Raw genomic sequence first — 16,860 nt, forward strand, 5'->3', positions numbered from 1 at the left:
AGCGGTTAAACCGCTGAGCAGGATTCTCCGGAGGGGACTATGCAGCTCGCACAAAAAATCATCATTGCTGATGATCACCCATTATTCCGCACGGCTATGCAGCAGGCGGTTAAACAGCTGGTACCCGATGTTACGATTGAGCAGGCAGAATCGCTGCCGGAATTGCAGCAGGTGGTGGAGCAGCATAAAGACGCCGATCTGATTCTGCTGGATCTGCAGATGCCGGGAGCGCACGGTTATTCCGGGCTGGTTTTTCTGAGGTCGCATTACCCGGAAATTCCGGTGATCGTAGTCTCGGCCTGTGAAGATCCGGCCATTATGTGTCAGGCGATCGATCATGAAGCGTCCGGTTATATTTCCAAATCGTCACCGCTGGAACATATCGCCAAAGCCATCGAAATGGTGTTACAGGGGGATATCTATCTGCCCGATGCCGCACGTCGCCATCAGCATCAGCCAAACCAGAATGCGCTGGATCTGGCTGAACGTCTCGCCAGTCTGACACCGCAACAGTTCCGTGTACTGACCATGATGTCGGAAGGCATGCTGAACAAACAGATCGCCTACGATCTGGACGTCAGCGAAGCCACTATCAAGGCTCATGTAACGGCCATTTTCCGTAAGCTGGGTGTGCGTACCCGTACCCAGGCCGTTATTTCGGTGCAGAGTCTGGATTTTGAAAAACCGGATACCCTGATGGCAACTCAGGTCTGACCGTCGCCTGCCAGTCAGAAGCAGCATAAAAAAACAGGAGCCATTGCTCCTGTTTTTTTATGCTCTTGCCGCCGTTTATGCTCTGGTCGGCTGCCGCATTATTCAGCGGATAAGACGGCGGATCAGAGCGCGTAATGCCGCAGGGCGTACCGGTTTTTTCAGGAAATAGAAGCCGAGAGATTTAGCTTCTTCTGCAACTGACGGTCGTGGATCGGCTGAGATTAATACGCCGGGAATATCCTCATTAAAATGACGGCGCAGCATCGACATCACCTGCAGGCCGGTGACGTCATTGTCGAGCTGGTAATCAGCGAGCATGATTTGCGGCTTGAATGGCACCTGTTCAGCTTCGTGCTCGTCGCTGCAACTGAAAACCTCACATTGCCAGCTGCTGAGCAGGGCATTCATACCGGCCAGAACTTCAGCGTCATTATCAATACAGAAAGTCTGTAAGCCCTCAAAACTGCCGGACACACGTGCCTGCTGATCGCGGTTATCCTGCTTCACCACATCGGCTTCGGTCAGTGGCAGGGTGATACGGAAGAGGGTGCCATTACCCACCCAGGAGTCGACTTCCACGCTGTGTCCCATACGCTTAGCCATACGATCAACAATGGCGAGCCCCAGCCCCAGTCCTTTGCTGTCCTGCTTGCCCTGATTAAGACGTTTGAATTCGCCAAAAATCTCCCCCAGCTTAGAGCGCGGAATCCCCGGACCGGTATCCCAGACTTCGATAACCAATTGCTCACCACGCTTACGGCAGCCAAGCAGAATGCCGCCTTTATGGGTATAGCGCACGGCATTGCTGAGCAGATTCTGCACGATACGGCGCAGCCAGTGCGCGTCGCTTAATACCCAGTAATCACAGGGGCGGAAGCGCAGCACCAGACCTTTCTCCGCCGCCAGTGCGGTAAACTCATCGCGCAGGGGTTTTAACACGGCACTTAACTGAATAGGCCGCAGGCTGGGTTCAATAGCTCCGGCATCCAGTTTGGATATTTCAACCAGCACCGATAACACATCTTCAGCCGATTGCAGTGAGCCTTCCAGATGGGTCAGCAGATGGCGTTGCTCCTCCGATAAATTGTGCTGGGCCAGGGTCGAGGCAAATAATTTGGCGGCATTTAATGGCTGCATCAGATCGTGTCCGGCAGCGGCCAGGAACCGGGTTTTACTGGTATTGGCTTCGATCAGCTGCGAGGTCAGGTCATCCAGCTGCTGGGTGCTTTTTTCGACGCGGCGTTCAAGGCTTACATTGGCTTCTTTTAAAGCCTGTTCGGCTTTACGGTGAACCGTAATGTCAGTGAAGCTGGTAACAAAACCACCATCCGGCATCGGATGGCCCTGCATGGATATCACTACACCATGCGGCAGCAGGCGTTCAAACTGATGGGCGGAGCCGGCACTTAAAAAACGCATTCTGCGTGCAACCTGCTGCTCTATGCTGCCGGGGCCGCAGAAACCGCGCTCGGCATTAAACGCAATAATGTCGGCAACCGGCTTGCCCACCTGAATAAAGCCCGGAGGGTAATTAAACAGTTCCAGATAGCGCCGGTTCCAGGCCACCAGATTGAGATTACGGTCAACCACGCTGACGCCCTGATGCAGATTTTCTACCGCAGCCTGCAATTGCTCGCGGCTCATGGCAAAGGCCTGACTGGCTTCGCTGGCGAGGAAGGCCAGATCGCGGATCTGAATCTGCTCGCCACCTAATAAGGTCGAGAAGATAACCCGTGCAGAAGATGAGCCGACCACCGAGGCCAGTAATTTCTCGGCATCGTGCAGCAAATCGCTGGATGCCATGGCATGGTCGTACTGAATACCGTGATGAGCCTGATAGTCGGCAAAAAAAGATTCGGTTTTTTTGTAGCCCAGAATCCGCTCCAGCACTACGCGTACATCATCCACTTTGCAGGTGAACGACGGAGCCACCTGATTACCCGGATTCAGAGCCTTGGTGCTGGTGAAGTCGGAGGCCAGCATACGTTCCCGCACAGAAGCGTTGGTGACCACCGAGAAGAAAATATACAGCGATACGTTAACCGACAGGCTTAATATCACGCCGAAACTGAAATCATCCAGATTCAGTCCCAGCATCTGATAAGGCGTTGTATTGCTCTGTTCAATGCCCTGCGCCAGCACCGGCCAGAGCAGGGTATAAATCCAGATAAAGGTGCCACTCAGTAACCCGGCAATAGCGCCCTGACGATTACCTCCCTGCCAGATCAGACCACCGATCAGTGGTGGGGCAAATTGCGCGACGGCGGCAAAAGACAACAGGCCGATAGCTGCCAGCGATTCAAATTCCCCGACCATGCGGTAAAACAGATAGGAACCCAGAATCATGACCACAATCACCATGCGGCGCACGGTCAGCACCAGAGTGCGCACACTGGATGATTGCTGAATATCACTCTGTTGTTGGGTATTGCGGAAGAACGCAGGCAGTACCAGCTCGTTTGACACCATGGTGCTGATGGCGATGGTTGCCACAATAATCATACCGGTCGCCGCGCTGCCGCCACCGATAAACGCAATTATGGCCAGAACGTCCTGACCGAGGGACACCGGCAGACTGAGCACATAGGTGTCCGGAGCAAATCCCAGATCGCGCATAAATAGATGGCCGGTTAAGGCGATGGGTACGACAAACAACAGCATCAGCACCAGATACAGCGGAAACATCCAGCGTGCGGTATGAATGTGGCGCACCGATTCATTCTCAATGACACCAACCTGAAACTGACGTGGCAGGCAGAGAATGGCAAACCCGGCCAGCAGGCTTTGCAGAATAAAGGCAAGGGAGATCACATCGCTGTTAAACAGCGCATGGTCGGGCATCACTGTTTTGGACAGGGTGAATAAATCCAGCGGCGAGTCGAACAGGGACGTCATCACCCAGATTCCCACCGCGAGAATCGCCAGCAGTTTCACCATCGATTCAAAGGCAACCGCCAGAATCATCCCCGGATGCTGTTCGCTGGCGTCAATGTCGCGGGTACCAAACACAATGACAAACAGCGCCATCGCCCAGCTGATATGAAAGGCGGTGTCCTGCCAGAAAAAAATCGGGCCGCCGCTGTCGGCACCCAATGGCTGTGTGACCAGCTCAAAAGTGGTGGCAATGGCTTTGAGTTGCAGTGCGATGTAAGGCACAACACCAAGCACTGCGACGATGGTTACCAGAATGGCGAGGGTGTGATCACGGCCGTAACGGGTGGCAATAAAGTCGGCAATGGAGGTCAGGCGTTTTTCTTTGGCAATGCGGATGATTTTCCCCAGCATGCGCCAGAAAAAAAGCAGAAACAGAATCGGGCCGATATAAATACTGAGGAACATCCAGCCGCTGGTGGCGGCCATGCCTACAGCTCCATAAAAGGTCCAGGAGGTGCAATAAACCGCCAGCGACAGACTGTAAATCATACCGGTGTTGTGCACCGGTCTGCCGCTGTGAGCCCGGCGGTCGCCGTACCAGGCAATACCGAACAGCGTGCCAATGTATAACACAGAAATTGAAATGAGCTGCCAGGCCGGAATCATAGCTTTCCTTGTTGTATTTTTTTTGCCTCTGGGGAGCTTAACACGAGCCCCTGTTTTCACTCTGCGTCACTGTCCTGATCTTAGACCAAGGTCGTACAGGGTGAAAGATCCGGCGGCGTACTTCCTGAGACTATGGTCGGGCTGGGGGGGCGGGCCCCGTTGAGTAGAATGCCAATGAGTTATTCATTGTCAGGAGTCAGGCATGCAGTCCGATGTCTACCAAAAAATTAAAGATCACCCGGATTTTCAGATCCTGGTGGCAAAGCGCAAATCCTTTGCCCTGAAACTCTCCGCCATTGTGCTGGTGATGTACTTTTCTTTTATTCTGCTGGTTGCTTTTGCTCCCGGCGTTCTGGCCGAGCCGGTTGCTCAGGGCAGCGTTACCACCTGGGGAATCCCTATGGGTGTCTTTATTATTATTTCATCGTTTCTGCTGACCGGTATTTACGTTAAACGTGCGAACACCGAATTTGATGAAGAAAATCAACGCATCATTGAAGAATGTCTGAAGGGTTAAGGAATCCGTATGTTTAAACGTTTGAAACCCTTTGTATTATTTCCACTCTTGTCCCTGAGCAGTCTGGTTTTTGCCGGCGATGCTATCAGCGGGGCCGTAGAGCAGCAGGCCACCAACTGGTCGGCCATTATTATGTTTCTTATTTTTGTGGCCTTTACGCTGGGTATTACCGTCTGGTCCAGTCGTCGCACCCGTTCCGCCGCCGATTATTATGCGGCTGGTGGTGGTATTACCGGTTTTCAGAATGGTCTGGCCATTGCCGGGGATTATATGTCGGCGGCATCTTTTCTGGGGATTTCCGGCCTGGTGTATTTATCCGGTTTTGACGGCCTGATTTATTCCATCGGCTTCCTGGTCGGCTGGCCACTGATTCTGTTTATGATTGCTGAACGGCTGCGCAATCTGGGCAAGTTTACTTTTGCCGATGTGGCTTCGTATCGTCTTGGGCAGACCCAGATCCGTACGCTGTCGGCCGTTGGATCGCTTTGTGTTGTTTCTCTTTATCTGATTGCCCAGATGGTTGGTTCCGGAAAACTGATTCAACTGCTGTTTGGCTTGCCGTACGACTATGCCGTCGTACTGGTGGGTATTCTGATGGTGCTGTACGTCACTATGGGCGGTATGCTGGCTACAACCTGGGTACAGATTATTAAAGCGGTATTACTGTTATCCGGTGCCAGCTTTATGGCCCTGATGGTACTGGTTTATGTCGGTTTTGATATGGGCAATTTATTCCAGCAGGCAACCGAAGTTCACGAAAAAGGCATTGCCATTATGGGGCCGGGTGGTCTGGTATCCGATCCGGTGTCTGCAATCAGTCTCGGTATTGCGCTTATGTTTGGTACCGCTGGTCTGCCGCATATTCTGATGCGCTTCTTTACCGTGGCTGACGCCCGCGAAGCGCGCAAGTCCGTTTTTTATGCCACCGGATTTATCGGCTATTTCTATATTCTGACCTTTATTATCGGCTTTGGCGCTATCGTTCTGGTGTCGACCAACAGTGAATTTCTTAATGAAGCCGGCGCTTTAATCGGTGGCAACAATATGGCCGCAATCCATCTGTCAAAAGCAGTGGGTGGCGACTGGTTCCTTGGCTTTATTTCTGCGGTTGCCTTTGCCACCATTCTGGCGGTGGTTTCGGGACTGGCTTTGGCCGGAGCTTCGGCGGTGTCTCATGATCTGTATGCCAATGTCTTCCGTCCGGATGCAACGGATGAAGAAGAAGTGCGGGTGTCGAAAATTACCACGCTGGTGCTGGGTGTGATTGCGATAGGGCTGGGTATTTTATTCGAACAACAAAATATCGCCTTTATGGTCGGTCTGGCCTTTGCTATTGCTGCCAGTGCGAATTTCCCGGTGCTGTTCCTGTCGATGTACTGGCAGCGCCTGACCACCCGCGGAGCCATGATCGGTGGCTGGCTGGGCCTGTTAACGGCGGTTTCTCTGGTTATTCTTGGGCCGATTGTCTGGGTGCAGATTCTGGGTAATGAAAGTGCGGTATTCCCATATAAATACCCGGCCTTGTTCTCGGTCATTGTTGCCTTCGCCGGGATCTGGTACTTCTCAATCACAGATAAATCAGCCGCCGGAGCACAGGAGCGGGAGAAATTTGATCAGCAGTTTGTGCGCTCGCATACCGGGTTGGGTGCGGCACAGGCAGCGGATCACTGAACCTGTTTTATAGGTGTAAACAGGTCTGAGAATATTGGCCGGTTTTGCCGGCCTGTACGATTGCCTCGAGCTGGGGCTCCCCTTGGCACCGTCCTGTGACGGTGTCTTTTTTATTTTATACTGAATGGAAAGCGGTGCTGTCATCGCAGAAAGGAGACAGGTTATGACGATTCAGATAAACCTTAACCAGCCGCCGTTCAGTTTTTTGTCTGAGCAGCAACTGGAGTGGTTAACCAAGCGCCTGGATCTGGTTTTCTTTGCTGCCGGTGCGGTTATTCTGGATGAGGGAGATGTGTCTCCCGGGGTCTACATCGTCTACAAAGGTGTGGTCGAAGAAACCGATAAAAGCGGCCAGCAGGTTTTTTCCCAGTATGGCAAAGAGGATATCTTCGACGTACGTGCCGTACTGGAATCTTCCTGTAAACACCGCTACACCGCGATAGAAGAAACCCTCTGCTATTTACTGCGCGCCAAAGATTTTATTCAGCTTCTGGATGAATCCAGTGATTTTTCTATCTATTTCAAAACCGATCTCGGCACCCAGGAAGAACTGGTCGATCAGCGCAGTAATGATGTCTCTGAATTTATTCTTGCCCGCATCGATGAAGACAGTGTACGCCCGCCGGTTTATGTTACCGGGCAAACCAGTCTGGCGCGGGTTGCGGCCATTATGGAAGAGCAGAAATATGACGCAGTACTGGTTCGGACCGCTCGTCAGGTCGGCATCGTAACCGGCACAGATTTACTGCGCGCCACTTTGCTCGGCGATAAAACCAAGCAAAGTAAAGTGGCTGATATTGCTCAGTTTGATCTGGTCGAAGTGAAATACGGCGATTTTCTGTTCAGTGCGCTGCTGAAGATGACCCAGCATCATATTGAGCGGGTTATTGTCACCCGTGATGGCGATATCGTCGGTATGCTCGAACTGATGGATATGCTCAGTGTGTTCTCGACACACTCTCATGTTATTGCCATGCGTATTGAGCAGGCCAAAACCATGAAGGAACTGGTGGTGGCTGCCCGGCGCCTTGAGGTTCTGATCGACAGCCTCAGTACCCAGGGGGTAAAAGTCGTGGCGATTATGGAGCTGATTACCACACTGAACCGCCGCCTGATGGAGCGGGCATTCGAGCTTATTTTCCCCAAACGGCTACAAAAGAGTGTGTGCATTCTGGTTCTGGGCAGTGAGGGCCGGGGAGAGCAGATACTGAAAACCGATCAGGACAACGCCATTATCCTGCAGAATGAGCATGACCGTGAAGCGGTGCAGCCGTTATTGCAAAACCTGCATCAGGCGTTGCTCGACTTTGGCTATCCGCCCTGTCCGGGTGGTGTCATGTTTATTAACGACAGCTGGATTAATACCGTTGACGGCTGGGTCGGCAAAGTACAGCGCTGGATGCGCTCTGGTCGTCCGGAACCCATGATGAATATGGCGATTTTTATGGACGCTGAACCGGTATGCGGAAACCGGGAGTTATTTGTACCGGTAAAAGCCAGCTGGCAGACCGAGGCACTGCGCTCCAGTATGACATCGGCCTGGTTTGCCAAACCAGCCCTGCAGTTTGAAACGCCGCTGACTTTTCTGGGTAAAATCCGCGAAGACCACGGCACCATTGATATTAAAAAAGGCGGTATTTTTCCATTGGTTCACGGTGTCCGCGCACTGGCATTTGAATATGCCATCAGCGACTGCAATACCCTGCAACGACTGGATAAATTACAGGCGCTGAACGTTCTGGATGATGAAACAACCCAGGGCCTTAAAGATGCTTTACTGTTCTTTTTACGTATCCGTCTGCGCCAGCAGCTGGAAAGCGGGTCGGATAATCCGGGACTGACACAGCAACTGCAGCTTAACAGTCTGCGCAGTGTTGATCGCAGCTTGCTGCGTCATGCTCTGCACCGGGTTAAAAAATTCAAGCAATTACTGGTCAATCATTATCATCTGGAGAATTTCTGATGGCCCCGTTCTGGTTGCTGAAAAAGCTGCCGGGTTATATGCCACCGGAAGGGCGCTGGCGTCATCTGGCCGAGCCTTATGATGGCGATGAAGTGGTGGTGCTGGACTGCGAAACCAGCTGTTTCGATAAGAAAAAAGGCGAGCTGCTGAGTGTCGCCGCGGTACGGGTAAAAGGTGGAGAAATTCGCCTGTCAGAAGCTCTGGATCTGACCATTAATTCCAATGCTGTAACCGACCCCAATGCGGTGCGGGTGCATTATCTGCGGCGCGAAGACCGGCGTCAGGGCGTTGCTGTTTCGGAAGCGATTGAGAAGGTTCTGGATTTTGTCGGAAACCGCCCAATCTGTGGTTTTTATATCGAATATGACCGCGCCATCCTTAACCGCTATATCAAACAATTGCATAATTTTCAGTTGCCGAACCGCTTTATCGAGGTATCTGAACTCTATGTGCGCCAGAAGCGTAAATATATCCCCGAGCTGCAGCTGGATCTGACCTTTGAGGGGCTGGCCAAAGATCTGAAGGTTCCCATTATTGAGCGCCATACCGCCATGGGAGATGTGATCTCGACCGCACTTATGTATATCAAGCTGACGCATTTCAATCAGCGCAGCTGATATGCTGCCCGCCGGATCTCATACTTTGCGCTAAGGCCGGTTTGCAACTATTTTTAAGCGATGGTTGCAGATGACTGAGGTGGTAAGTGTGGCGATTATTCCGGCAGGGACATGGCGGCCCGTCATGGGCTGAGCAGGTTCTGACAACATTTCTGTTGTTATCCTTTATTCAGGTTCATTCTGTCCGGGCTGAGCCTGAGTCTGGGCTGGTGCTGGAATTTCACGATCAGCAGGGCAAACCCCTGGCAGATGTTGTCGTCAGTGTGCGTGGAACGCCTGTCAGAAAGGCCCCGGCAGGAAATATTCCGGTAGCGGTAATGGATCAGGTGAACAAACAGTTCCGGCCTTCGGTTCTCATTGTTCAGCAGGGGCAGCGTGTCAGCTTTCCCAACAGCGATAATATCCGCCATCATGTTTATTCCTTTTCGTCTCCGAAAGTCTTTGAAATCCGTTTATATGCCAACACACCAAAAGAGCCGGTACTGTTTGATCAGCCCGGTCTGGTTGTGCTGGGCTGCAACATTCATGACCAGATGGTTGGTTATATCTATGTTAGTGACGGCGACGATACCTTCATCAGTAACGGGGATGGACGAATCCGTATACCTGATCTGCCGGCAGCATCAACGCTGAGCGTCTGGCATCCCAGATTGTCGCTGAACGAGAATGAGCGGCAGACTCTGACTCTGCAGCAACTGAACACCATGCCCCGGACTGACGGGCATATACAAATAACACTGTCACTGGCCGTTGCTGCGCCAGAGCAGCAGGAGGGGCAGGGCTTTGGTAATAAACTACGCCGCTGAGGCTACAGCATGAGGCTGAATACCTTCCGCAGCCAGATTTTGCTGCTGACCGCCGGTCTGACCGCCCTGACCTCGTTGTCGATTCTGACACTGGTACTTTACAGTGCTGGTGAAACCATCCGCAGCAAAGTAAATAATGACCTGAGCGCGGCGGTGGAGGTGTTTAAAAACACCGTTGCCATGCGTCAGCAGCAGCTGCTGACGTCGGCCGAAATACTGGTCTCTGACTTTGGTTTTAAGCAGGCGCTGGCCAGCCAGGATAAAGCCACGGTGGCGAGCATGCTGGAGAATCATGGTTCCCGTATCCGTTCTGATCTGATGTTTCTGGTGGATGTCAGCGGTCAGGTGACGGCCAGTACTGACAGCGATGTACGCGAAGGTGAACAGTTCAGCTACGCCCCGGCCCTGGCACAGTCGCTTAAAGGTGAGGTCAGTGCCGATTTTTTTGTGCTGGGTAATCATATTTATCAGTTGCTGCTGATTCCGGTGCAGGCGCCACGGGTGATTGCCATTGCCGGGGTTGGCTTCCGTATGGACGAGTCTCTGGCGCAGCAACTGGCCCGCAGCAGCGGTATTGAGGTTACCTTTGTTGAACAGCAAAGCCTGGGTATGCGCTCTCCGCGAGGGGTCAGTAATCTGGTGTATTCATCATCGCTGTCCGGGGATGAGCAGATTTTGCAGGCGATGAGTTCCCCTGGCTATGCACAGGCTTTGGGTTACTGGGGGAATGACGCTGCACAGCGTTTTGCCAGTCAGTGGCTGACCATATCGCGTCACGATACGGTACCGGTAAGCGTGGTGCTGTCTGCTGATCTGCGCTCCTCTTCTGAGGGATATGTCCGTTTACGTAACCGTATTCTGCAACTGGCACTGATTATTGTTTTATTGGCGGTGGCAGGCAGTACTCTGATGGCACGCCGTTTAACCGTACCGCTGAAGCGGCTGGTACGTGATGCCCGGGCGATAGCCCGCGGGGAATATCACAGCATCGATCCGCCACGCAGAGCCAATAATGAAATTCAGACTCTGGTTTCCGCTTTCCGTACCATGAACAATGACCTGGCTGGCCGCGAGCAGAAAATCCGTTACCAGGCCCTGCATGACAGCCTTACCGGTCTTCTGAATCGCGTCAGCATGCTGAGTGAACTCGAACAGCGGGTAGAGACTGGTGAGTCATTTATGCTGGCCGATGTGAATATCCGCGGATTTAAAAACATCAACGATTCGTTAGGCCCGGATGTCGGTGATGGCTGCCTGACCCGCGTCGCGCAGCGGCTGGCTGCGCTCAGCCAGCAAGGAGCGTTGGCACGGGTGGCGGGCGATGAATTTGTTCTTTTAATTCCGTGCCCCGATACGGCAACCAACCTGTGGGCTGAGGCGCACGGCTGGAAAATACTGCACAGTATGGCAACACCAGTGAATGTGAATGGCATCAGTGTGAATATTGATGTCAGGGTCGGGTTGGTGTTGTTTCCGGCACAGGCCAGCACCGCCGCGCAGTTAATCCGGCGTACAAACATTGCGCTGGAACATGCACGCAGCCATAAACTGTCGCTGTTTTTATATGAAGACGGCATGGATCAGCAACACCTGCAGAAACTGCATATTCTGAAATCGTTAAAGCAGGCGCTGAACGACAATGATGGTCAGTTACAGATGTACTATCAGCCGCAGAAAAATCTGCTGACGGGAAACGTCGATAAAGCCGAAGCTCTGATCCGCTGGTTCCATCCACAGGATGGTTTTATTCCCCCGGATGTTTTTATCGAACTGGCCGAGCAGACCGGCCTGATCTGCCAGCTGACCGATTGGGTTATTGCGCAGGTGCTGGAGCATGTGGCTGTCTGGCGGCGCAATAATATTGATCTTCAGGTATCTATTAATATTTCTGCTCAGGATATTTGCCGGGATGGCCTGACCACCCTGATTGAACACAAATTGCAGGATCTGCAACTACGGCCGGCGGATATCTGCCTGGAAATAACCGAGCGCGACATGATGCTGGATGAAGAAAAATCACTGCAACAACTGCAGCTGCTGCGCGAGCATGGTTTCAGTATCTCGATGGATGATTATGGTATTGGTTATTCGGCGTTATCCAAACTTGCACGCATGCCGGTGGACGAAATTAAAATCGATAAATGTTTTATCCTGAATCTGGCAGAAACGCATGATGACCAGATCATTGTCCGTTCAACGCTGAATATGGCACGTGAATTAGGCCTGAGAGTGACCGCCGAAGGAGTGGAAAATCAGGCATCAGAAACCTGGCTTCAGGCTGCCGGTTGTAATTATATTCAGGGGTATTTTCTCTGCCGGCCGATGGCGTTCGAAAGTATTGCGGGCTGGCTGGCCGATTTCCGGCAGCATTCTGACACGGCTGACCGGCAACAGGAGATACAATCATGAAAGGCTGTTTTTCACCGCTGAAATACCTGACCTTGCTGGGGCTGGGTTCTCTTTTTAGTGTCCCGCTATTGGCGCAGGGACGTCTGCTGGCAACCTCTGGTGTTACTCAGCTGGAAGGGGCGGCTGGTGGCGGTCTTGTGCCCTGGGCGCTGATCAGTGGTTACAGTGAGCAGGACGAACACAGTCTCAGCGCGTTTACGACCCGCACCGATGTGCAGGATTTTCGTCTGGAGGTGCTGGGCGCCAGCTGGAGCTACAACAACCGTCTGGAACTCAGCGCAGCACAGCAGAATTTCCGCTTAAAAAATACCGCAACGGATATCCGTCAGGAAGTTTATGGTGGCAAACTCCGGCTCGCCGGTGATGCTGTGTTTACGGCAATGCCACAGCTGGCGCTGGGGTTACAGCATAAACGTCTGCTGGATGGCGATACGGCCGCCGCCGTTGGCGCGGATAACGATACCCAGGGAACGGATATTTATCTGTCGGCCAGTAAAATCCATCTGGCAGCACTGGCCGGGTACAACGTTTTATGGAACGCAACGGTGCGTGCCAGTAAAGCCAATCAGATGGGTTTGCTCGGGTTTGGCGGAGACGACAAACGCAGTTATCAGCTGCTGCCAGAGATTTCGGCATTGGTGCTGCTGCATGATGGATTGGCCGTGGGAGCGGAATACCGCACCAAGCCCGATAATTTAACTGCATTTCGCGAAGATGATTACCGTGATCTTTTTATTGCCTGGTTTCCGCATAAACAGCTGAACCTTACCCTGGCCTGGGCGCAGCTTGGCAGCATTGCCGGCAGCGATGATCAGGACGGTCTGTATGTATCGTTAACCGGGTATTTTCAATAGGAGAGCCGTGATGATCCGTTCTTTGCTTTGCAGCAGCACGCTACTGATGGCAACGTCTTTACTGAATCCTCTGATGGCAGAAGACACCCTGTACGAACGATTGGGTGGTGCTGAAGGCATTGCGGTTGTGGTCGACCACTTTATTGAGGAAGTCAGTTTTGACCGGCAGATTTATCCGTTTTTTAAAGATTCGGATATTGAACGCTTCCGCAATAAATTCAGTGAACAGCTGTGCGCGGTAAGTGATGGTCCATGCCGTTACAGTGGCGATGATATGTCCAGCGTACACACCGGAATGAATATTGGTGAAGCCGATTTTAACCGGGTGGTGGAATTACTGCAGAAAGCACTGACAGACAGTGGCATTCCTTATACCGATCAGAACCGGTTATTAAAAAAACTGGCGCCTTTGCGTAACGACATGCTGCACCGCTGAGTTTATTGCCAACATTCCTGCGCTGCTATCCCGATAATTTATCACCGGCAAGCAGCATAAAAAAACCGGCCGAAGCCGGTTTTTTTATGCTTGTATCAAACGCCTGATCTTAGTGATCGTGCGCTTCACCAGCTCCTTTAGGGAAGCGGATGTCTTCAACCATGTGACGGATATCATCCGGTACAGGTGCAGTCATGTTCGACACAATGAAGGCTGTTGCGAAGTTCAGCAGAGCACCCAGAGCACCGAAGGCTTCCGGAGAAACACCCAGGAACCAGTTGTCCGGAGTATTCGCCAGCATTTCAGTACCGGCCACGAAGAACCAGCCTTTGTAGGTAAAGATGTATACCAGGGTAGACACCAGACCAACCAGCATACCGGCAACCGCACCACTGTTATTCACTTTACTGCTGAAGATACCCATCATCAGTACAGGGAAGATCGAGGAGGCTGCCAGACCGAAGGCCAGTGCCACCACCTGTGCGGCAAAGCCCGGTGGGTTCAGACCCAGGTAACCCGCTACCAGAATGGCACCGGCCATGGCGATACGTGCAGCCATGAGTTCCTGTTTCTCACCGATATCCGGCATAAAGGTACGCTTCAGCAGGTCGTGAGAGATCGCGGTCGACATCGCCAGCAGCAGACCTGCTGCAGTGGACAGTGCCGCCGCCAGACCACCGGCCGCTACCAGAGCGATTACCCAGTTTGGCAGGTTAGCGATTTCCGGGTTAGCCAGTACCATGATGTCACGGTCGACTTTCACCATTTCGTTACCTTTCCAGCCGAAGGATTCAGCTTTTGCGGCAAACTCAGGGTTCTTGTCGTTGTAGTACTGGATACGGCCGTCGCCATTCTTATCTTCGAATGCCAGCAGACCTGTGGTTTCCCACTTCTTGAACCAATCCGGACGTTCAGCATAAGCCAGGTTACCTTCGGCGCTGCCAACCGGGCCAGGCTGAATGGTATTGGTCAGGTTCAGACGGGCCATAGAACCCACAGCCGGAGCAGTGGTGTACAGAATGGCGATGAACAGCAGAGCCCAGCCAGCGGATGAACGCGCATCAGACACCTTAGGTACGGTGAAGAAGCGGATGATCACGTGTGGCAGACCGGCTGTACCCATCATCAGCGACAGGGTGTACATCAGCATGTTGAAGGTACCGCCTTTCTGCGCGGTATATTCAGCAAAACCAAGGTCAACCAGTGTCTGATCCAGTTTTACCAGCAACGGAGTACCGTCAGCGGTGTCACTGAGGAAACCAAACTGTGGAATCGGGTTATTGGTCAGGTTCAGAGAGATAAAGATCGCCGGTACGGTGTAAGCAAAAATCAGTACACAGTATTGCGCGATCTGGGTGTAGGTTACGCCTTTCATACCGCCCAGTACGGCGTAGAAGAATACGATACCCATACCTGCATACAGACCGGTTGCATAATCCACGTCGAGGAAACGTGAGAACGCCACACCAATCCCTTTCATCTGGCCGATTACGTAAGTCAGTGACGCTACGATCAGACAGATAACCGCCACGATACGGGCAGTACGGGAGTAGTAACGGTCGCCGATAAAGTCAGGCACAGTAAACTTGCCGAATTTACGCAGGTAAGGAGCAAGGCAGAGTGCCAGCAGAACATAACCGCCGGTCCAGCCCATCAGGAAGATAGAAGCATCATAACCCTGGAAGGCGATCAGACCTGCCATAGAAATAAAGGAAGCGGCAGACATCCAGTCAGCTGCGGTAGCCATACCGTTGGCAACCGGGTGAACACCGCGGCCAGCCGCGTAATATTCACCGGTGGTTCCGGCACGGGCCCAGATAGCGATACCGAAATAGAGGGCGAAGCTCAGGCCCACTACGATGTAAGTTAAGGTCTGTAAATCCATGCTCAACTCCTCACTTATTCATCGTCATCAACGCCGAACTCACGATCGAGCTCGCGCATTTTTTTGGCGTAAATTGCAACAATGGCGAGGAACACATAAATGGACCCCTGCTGTGCAAACCAGAACCCCAGACCAACGCCACCTACCGGAATCATGTCGAGTACCGGACGGAACAGAATGCCGAAGCCATACGACACCACTGCCCAGATAACCAGTAAAATGAACATTAATTTCAGGTTTTTGCGCCAGTACGCGTTCTTATCGTCTTCTGACTTGAAAGCCATAACCCCTCCTAGTTTTTATTTGAATGCAGAATCAACCTAGCAGCATAGCGTCAGAACACGACAGCTAGACCTTGGTAGTACCAATTTTGAACACTCCTGTTCAATGATTGCTTTTTCTATTAAAAACAAAGGGTTACCTAAACTTTTCAGGGGCCCGGAAAGCACGGGGTGACCATGGTCGCAGGTGGCAAAAATGGCGTGCTTTGGTGCTAATACGTACGCCTTTAGTCCGGTATAAAAGCGCTCCGGCGACGGCTGATTATTAACAATTGGCCCGATTTGCCGGGTTTGACAGAGCCATCGGTACAGCCAAATGGCGGATTTTTCCCGGAAGATACCTTATGATCGGCCTACCTGGCCTAACCAATAACTGATAACGCAAGCGGCCGGGGTCCGGTTGTGTCGCGGCTCGTTGTAATACGGGCATTGCCCTCCGGCCGGAATTGCACCAGCTCTGGAGAGTTTGTCTGTGAAAAAATCCATATCCGCTCTTGCTTTTAGCCTGTTGTCATCCGTTGCCATGGCCGATCCTGCTGTGGGCCAGTGGGTAACCATCGACGACGAAGACGGCAGCCAGGCCAGCGTCGTTGACATCAACATTAACGAAGAAGGCAAGCTGCAGGGCACTATCGTAAAACTGCTGCGTGAAAAAGATCAGGGCAAATCCTGTGAAAAATGTCCGGACGATTTTAAAAATCAGCCGGTTGAAGGCCTGACCTTTATGTGGGGGCTGGAAAAAGAAGGTGAAGGCGAGTGGGAAAGCGGCCGTATCCTCGACCCTAAATCCGGCAGCATTTATAAATCCCAGCTGGAAGTTGCCGAAGATGGCCAGAGCCTGAGCGTTCGCGGTTATATCGGCGTATCCTGGATTGGCCGCAGCCAGAAATGGTTGCGCTACGAAGCCCCAATTGCAGAAACAGCTGCAGAAGCTGTAAGCGCAGACAACAGTGCAGAAACTGCAGAAGCCACACCGGCTGAAACTGCAGCTGAAACCGCCGCTGCAGAATAACGATTAGTTTTTTATTCTGCTGAAGCCCGCTTAACCGCGGGCTTTTTTGTGTCTGTAATCTGCTCATATCGGCAATGTGATTTCTGCCCGTTGTTGAACGCCACAGTCATAACCCCGTCATATTTTCTTCCTAATCTGCACTGGCTAACTGGATT

General features: G+C 52.3%; 13 protein-coding genes. 10 read left to right on the forward strand and 3 right to left on the reverse strand.

What is annotated here, in order from left to right; all coding sequences use genetic code 11:
* Window positions 1–39 precede the first annotated feature (39 nt).
* Window positions 40–714: a response regulator transcription factor gene (locus LGT44_RS09350; protein ID WP_145469397.1), complete on the forward strand. Its 675-nt coding sequence runs from the start codon at window positions 40–42 to the stop codon at window positions 712–714.
* A 102-nt stretch (window positions 715–816) separates the two neighbouring features.
* On the opposite strand, the gene LGT44_RS09355 is transcribed toward LGT44_RS09350, so the two are convergent.
* Entirely contained in the window at window positions 817–4,254 is a 3,438-nt protein-coding gene (locus LGT44_RS09355; protein WP_225691697.1) for a PAS domain-containing hybrid sensor histidine kinase/response regulator, read from the reverse strand.
* 202 nt (window positions 4,255–4,456) lie between these two features.
* Here LGT44_RS09355 and LGT44_RS09360 point away from each other — a divergent pair, with 202 nt between their 5' ends.
* From LGT44_RS09360 to LGT44_RS09395, 8 genes are all read left to right on the forward strand, one after another.
* The gene (locus LGT44_RS09360) at window positions 4,457–4,771 is read left to right on the forward strand and encodes a DUF485 domain-containing protein (protein WP_230330670.1); all 315 of its coding nucleotides are present in this window, start codon (window positions 4,457–4,459) and stop codon (window positions 4,769–4,771) included.
* Between the two features lie 9 nt (window positions 4,772–4,780).
* Window positions 4,781–6,442: a cation acetate symporter gene (locus LGT44_RS09365; RefSeq protein ID WP_230330669.1), complete on the forward strand. Its 1,662-nt coding sequence runs from the start codon at window positions 4,781–4,783 to the stop codon at window positions 6,440–6,442.
* Window positions 6,443–6,605: 163 nt separating this feature from the next.
* A complete protein-coding gene (locus LGT44_RS09370; protein WP_186435940.1) occupies window positions 6,606–8,405 on the forward strand; it encodes a DUF294 nucleotidyltransferase-like domain-containing protein in 1,800 nt (599 codons plus the stop codon).
* Window positions 8,405–9,022, forward strand: coding sequence for a 3'-5' exonuclease (locus LGT44_RS09375; protein ID WP_145469402.1), 618 nt, complete (start codon window positions 8,405–8,407; stop codon window positions 9,020–9,022). The genes LGT44_RS09370 and LGT44_RS09375 overlap by 1 nt, the downstream gene beginning before the upstream one ends.
* A gap of 86 nt (window positions 9,023–9,108) precedes the next feature.
* Window positions 9,109–9,828: a methylamine utilization protein gene (locus tag LGT44_RS09380; protein WP_230330668.1), complete on the forward strand. Its 720-nt coding sequence runs from the start codon at window positions 9,109–9,111 to the stop codon at window positions 9,826–9,828.
* 9 nt (window positions 9,829–9,837) lie between these two features.
* Entirely contained in the window at window positions 9,838–12,237 is a 2,400-nt protein-coding gene (locus LGT44_RS09385) for a bifunctional diguanylate cyclase/phosphodiesterase (RefSeq protein ID WP_230330667.1), read from the forward strand.
* A complete protein-coding gene (locus LGT44_RS09390) occupies window positions 12,234–13,091 on the forward strand; it encodes a DUF3034 family protein (RefSeq protein WP_230330666.1) in 858 nt (285 codons plus the stop codon). Before LGT44_RS09385 ends, LGT44_RS09390 begins: the two co-directional genes overlap by 4 nt.
* 10 nt (window positions 13,092–13,101) lie before the next feature.
* Complete coding sequence (locus LGT44_RS09395; RefSeq protein WP_230330665.1) at window positions 13,102–13,527, forward strand: group I truncated hemoglobin; 426 nt, start codon at window positions 13,102–13,104, stop codon at window positions 13,525–13,527.
* Window positions 13,528–13,636: 109 nt separating this feature from the next.
* Here the strand turns inward: LGT44_RS09395 and LGT44_RS09400 are convergent, their stop codons facing one another.
* Together LGT44_RS09400 and LGT44_RS09405 are read right to left on the reverse strand one after the other, a co-directional pair.
* Window positions 13,637–15,412, reverse strand: a complete 1,776-nt coding sequence (locus tag LGT44_RS09400; RefSeq protein WP_230330664.1) for a sodium:solute symporter family protein — start codon at window positions 15,410–15,412, stop codon at window positions 13,637–13,639.
* Between the two features lie 14 nt (window positions 15,413–15,426).
* The gene (locus LGT44_RS09405; protein WP_145469407.1) at window positions 15,427–15,696 is read right to left on the reverse strand and encodes a DUF4212 domain-containing protein; all 270 of its coding nucleotides are present in this window, start codon (window positions 15,694–15,696) and stop codon (window positions 15,427–15,429) included.
* Between the two features lie 469 nt (window positions 15,697–16,165).
* Here LGT44_RS09405 and LGT44_RS09410 point away from each other — a divergent pair, with 469 nt between their 5' ends.
* Window positions 16,166–16,705 carry a DUF2147 domain-containing protein gene (locus LGT44_RS09410; RefSeq protein WP_230330663.1) on the forward strand — a complete coding sequence of 180 codons (540 nt, stop codon included), beginning with the start codon at window positions 16,166–16,168 and terminating at the stop codon, window positions 16,703–16,705.
* The last annotated feature ends 155 nt before the right edge of the window (window positions 16,706–16,860 follow it).

It is taken from the genome of Thalassolituus alkanivorans, from assembly GCF_020447205.1.
GTDB lineage: Bacteria > Pseudomonadota > Gammaproteobacteria > Pseudomonadales > Oceanobacteraceae > Venatoribacter > Venatoribacter alkanivorans.